4 protein-coding genes are annotated in these 4,314 nt (G+C 77.0%); 3 read left to right on the top strand and 1 reads right to left on the bottom strand.

The window, feature by feature from the left end:
- Positions 1–881, bottom strand: an 881-nt coding sequence (locus tag ABD994_RS30835) for a serine/threonine-protein kinase (protein WP_345425410.1), incomplete at its 3' end; no start/stop codon positions are given.
- A 163-nt stretch (positions 882–1,044) separates the two neighbouring features.
- Between ABD994_RS30835 and moeA the strand changes: the two genes are divergently transcribed.
- From moeA to pssA, 3 genes are all read left to right on the top strand, one after another.
- Positions 1,045–2,295, top strand: coding sequence for a molybdopterin molybdotransferase MoeA (gene moeA, locus ABD994_RS30830; RefSeq protein WP_345425414.1), 1,251 nt, complete (start codon positions 1,045–1,047; stop codon positions 2,293–2,295).
- A 390-nt stretch (positions 2,296–2,685) separates the two neighbouring features.
- Positions 2,686–3,450 (top strand): phosphatidylserine decarboxylase, encoded by a 765-nt coding sequence (locus ABD994_RS30825; protein WP_345425407.1) that lies wholly within the window; start codon positions 2,686–2,688, stop codon positions 3,448–3,450.
- The coding region (gene pssA, locus ABD994_RS30820; RefSeq protein WP_345425405.1) for a CDP-diacylglycerol--serine O-phosphatidyltransferase at positions 3,447–4,314 on the top strand (868 nt) is incomplete at its 3' end. The genes ABD994_RS30825 and pssA, both read left to right, overlap by 4 nt.

The raw sequence follows: 4,314 nt of genomic DNA, 5'->3' as shown, positions 1-4,314 counted from the left end.
GGGCGGCGCGGCGGGGGCCCGACCAGCGGCGCGGGCGCGGGCCCGGTCAGCGCGCCGCGCGCGGCCTCGACGACGGCGCTCGCCGACTCGTGCCGGCGCGGGCGGTCCGGGTCCATGCCGCGGCGGACGACCTCGTCGACGCGCGGGTCGAGGCCCACGAGGTCGGCCACCGACGGGACGTCGCCGCCGAGGTGGCCGTCGATGACCTCGGTGACCGACCCCAGGTAGGGCGCGCGCCCGGTGAGGCAGGTGAACAGCACGCAGGTCAGCGAGTAGACGTCGGTGCGCGCGTCGACGGGCTCGCCGCGCAGGTGCTCGGGCGCGGCGTAGGTGGGCGAGCCGAGGAAGTCGCCGCCCGAGGTGCGGTGGCCGGTGGCGCCGCGGCGGGTGAGCCCGAAGTCGGCGAGGTAGACGTGCTCGCCGGCCGACTCCCGCGTCGTCACCAGGACGTTGGCCGGCTTGACGTCGAGGTGCACGAGGCCCCGCGCGTGCACGGCGTCGAGGGCGTCGGCGACCTGGCCGAGCAGCCGCAGCGTGCGGGCGACCGTCAGTGGCCGGCCGTCGATGACGCTCGCGAGGTCCGGCCCCTCGACGTGGCGCATGGCGATGTAGAGGTGGCCGTCGGTCTCGTCGAAGTCGTAGAGCGGGACGACGTGGGCGTGGTCGACCGCGGAGGTGTTGCGGGCCTCGTCGACGAAGCGGTCGCGGAACTCGTGGTCGGCCGCCAGCGCCTCGTCGATGACCTTCAGCGCGACCCGGCGGCCCAGGCGCGTGTCGGTGGCCCGGTACAGCACGCTCATGCCGCCGCGGCCGATGACGCCGTCCACGCGGAAGTGACCGAGCCGCTGCCCGGTCAGGTCCTGCGTGTCCCGGTCCGCCACGGGGAGACCCTAACGCTGCACACCGGGCCGGATCGCGCACGACGGGAGCGGGCGGCACGATGCGCGCCGTGACGGGACACGGGAGACGAAGCGCAGCGGAGCTCGACCGGTGAGGGCCGGCCACGGCGCGGGGCACGGGCACGACCACGGCGACCCCGCGGCGATGCGCCCGGTCGCCGAGCACGCCGCGGCGGTCGCCGCCCTCCTGCACCCGACGGCGACGGAGACGGTGCCGCTCGCGCAGGCGCGCGGCCGCGTCCTCGCCGAGGACCTCGTCTCGCCGCACCCGCTGCCGCCGTTCGCCAACTCCGCGATGGACGGCTACGCCGTGCGCGCCGCCGACCTCGCCGACGTGCCCGTCGCGCTCCCCGTCGCCGCGGACGTCCCGGCCGGGCGCACCGACGGTCCCCCGCTGGCGGCGGGCACCGCGCACCGGATCATGACCGGCGCCGCGATGCCCGACGGCGCGGATGCGGTCGTGCAGGTGGAGTGGACCGACGCCGGTACCGAGACCGTCGCCGTCGAGCGTGCGGTCGCGGCCGGGCAGAACGTCCGCGGCGCCGGCGAGGACGTCACCGCCGGGCAGGTCGTGCTGCCGGCCGGGACGCTGCTCGGGCCGGCGCAGATCGGCCTGGCTGCCGCCGTGGGCGTGGGTGCGGTGCCGGTGCGGCGCCGCCCGCGGGTGCTCGTGCTCTCGACCGGATCGGAGCTCGTCGCGCCCGGCGAACCGCTGCAGCACGGCCAGATCCACGAGTCGAACGGGCCGATGCTCGCGGCCGCGGTCGACGACGCCGGGGGGCGCGGCGAGCTGCTGCGCTTCGTGCCCGACGACGTCGAGCAGTTCACGCGCACCCTCGACGACGCCCTCGCGGCGCGGTCCGACGACCCCGTCGACCTCGTCCTCACCTCGGGCGGCGTCAGCGCGGGGGCGTACGAGGTGGTCAAGGACGCGTTCTCCCGGACGCGCAGCGAAGCGGAGCCGGACCATCGAGACGGCCGGGGGGTCGCGTTCACCAAGGTGGCCATGCAGCCCGGCATGCCGCAGGGCTCCGGGCACCACCGCGGCCCGACCGGCGACGTCGCCGTGGTCACCCTGCCCGGCAACCCGGTGAGCTCGCTGGTGTCGTTCGAGGTCTTCGTGCGCCCCGCCCTGCGCCGGGCCCTGGGCCACCCGCAGCCCGACCGGCCCCGCGTGCGGGCCCGCCTGGCCGAGGCCCTGGACTCGCCGGCCGGGCGCCGGCAGCTGCGTCGGGGACGGATCGACGCGGTGGCCGGGACGGTCGCCCCGGTCGGCGGCGCGGGATCCCACCTGCTCGCCGCCCTGGCCCGCGCGGACTGCCTGCTCGTCGTCGACGAGGACACCACCCACGTGCCGGCCGGCGAGACCGTCGAGGTCTGGCTCCTGGACGGGTGACGCCGCGGGGCTCGATGGAGCCCCGCACGGACCCGGTCGAGGGGCCCCATCCCTCCCGTCGAGGGGGTGACGTTGCGCCGATGGGGCGACCCGGACTTCCGCGTCGAGACATCATCGGGCACCATGTGTGACAGGTGTCATGGGGTCGGTACGACCTGCCCCAGGCATCTCCCGGGTGGGCCCCGTCAGAGGACCAACCGCTTGTCGCTGGGGAGCGGACGAGCGGTTCCCGGCCGGGGTCGCCGACTCGGGGGTTGGCGACCCCGGCCCCATCCCGGCCTCCCGATCCCGCGCGATCTGCCGCGATCCGGTGTCTCCCACTTCGTCGCCTTCACGCCCCGGCCGATAGGTTGCCCGCGCGCGCCGTCGAGAAGAGGGATCCGCCCGACCATGGTCCGGCCCGACCAGTCCACCGCCCCTGCCGCGACCCCGTCTGTCCCGGCGGCACCGCCCGGCGGGACCGTGCGCCACGCGCTCGCCCTCGTCCGCGAGACCCTGCCGCCGCTGCACCCCGGCGGGGCGCCGGTGATCGGCGCGGTGGCCGCCGCGGCCCTGGGGCTCCGGGCCCTGCGCGGCCGGGGCACGCTCGGCGGGCTGGCCGTCACGGCCGGGGTCGCCGCGTTCTTCCGGTCCCCGCACCGCACCACCCCGCAGCGGCCCGGCATCGCCGTCGCCCCCGCCGACGGCACCGTCAGCCTCGTCGACACCGCCGAGCCGCCCGAGGACCTCGTCGCCCTCGGCCTGCCGCCGGGCCCGCGCCCGCGGGTGAGCGTCTTCCTCTCGGTGTACGACGTGCACGTCCAGCGGATCCCGGTCGACGGCCAGGTCCAGGCCGTCGAGCACCGCCCGGGCGGCTACCTCTCGGCCGACCTGCCCGCCGCCAGCGACACCAACGCCCGCACCGCGACGTGGGTGCACGGCGCCGACGGCCACGACCTCGTCGTGCTGCAGATCGCGGGCCTCGTCGCGCGGCGCATCGTGTGCGACGCCGTGCCGGGCGACGAGGTGCGCGCCGGCGACGTGTACGGCCTCATCCGCTTCGGCTCCCGGGTCGACCTGCTGCTGCCGCCCGGCAGCACGACCCGCGTCGAGCCCGGGCAGCGCGCGGTGGGCGGGGAGACCGTCCTGGCCGACCTGCCCGCGGGTCCCCGATGACGCCCGACACCGCCACGGACCGGCCCGGCGGGCGCGGGGTGCGGCTGCTGCCCAACGCGGTGACGGTCCTGGCGCTGTGCTCCGGCCTGTCCGGCGTGCAGTTCATGATCTCGGACAACCGGGTCGCCGCACTGGCCGCGATCGCGCTCGCCGCGGTGTTCGACGCCCTCGACGGGCGCCTGGCCCGCCTGCTCGACGCGACCAGCCGCATGGGCGCCGAGCTCGACTCCCTCTCGGACTGCGTGTCCTTCGGCGTCTCGCCGGCGCTGATCCTGTTCCTGTGGTCGCTGCACGACATCCGCATCGGCTGGGTCGTCGCGCTCGTCCTCGTCGTGTCGGCCGCGCTGCGGCTGGCGCGGTTCAACACGCTCTCCGACGACGACGAGGCGCCGCCCTACGCGGGCGAGTTCTTCGTCGGCGTCCCCTCGCCCGCGGGGGCGCTGGTGGCGCTCGCGCCGATGGCGCTGGAGATCCAGCTCGGGCCGGGGTTCTGGTCGCAGCCGGCCGTCGTAGCCGTGTGGACGGTGCTCGTCGGCACGCTGATGATCAGCCGCGTGCCGACGGCGTCGCTCAAGAGCGTCCGGGTGCCGGCGACGTACGTGGCGCCGCTGCTGGTCGCCGTCGCCTTCGCCGCGGCGGCGCTCGTGACGTTCCCGTTCGTCGTCTACGCGGTCGCCGTCGCGGTGTACCTGCTGCACATCCCGTACGCGGTCAACCGCTACCGCTGGCTGGGCCGCCACCCCGAGGTGTGGAACGTGCCCCCGCGCCAGCGCCGCGCGGTGCGCCGGGCCCACCGCCGCCTCGGCCTCGCCCCGCCCCGCCGTCCCCTGCGCCGCCGGGTCGCCGGCGCCGCGGCCCGCGCCG

This window comes from Actinomycetospora chlora (assembly GCF_039542135.1).
GTDB classification, from domain to species: Bacteria; Actinomycetota; Actinomycetes; order Mycobacteriales; family Pseudonocardiaceae; genus Actinomycetospora; species Actinomycetospora chlora.
Note: the sequence above shows the minus strand (reverse complement) of the source record. Positions and strands in the feature narration are given on the sequence as shown.

What these genes read in the sequence shown, in the direction of transcription:
- ABD994_RS30825 (WP_345425407.1), top strand. Translation starts at nt 2,686, where the DNA reads ATGGTCCGGCCCGACCAGTCCACCGCCCCTGCCGCGACCCCGTCTGTC.
- moeA (WP_345425414.1), top strand. Translation starts at nt 1,045, where the DNA reads ATGCGCCCGGTCGCCGAGCACGCCGCGGCGGTCGCCGCCCTCCTGCAC.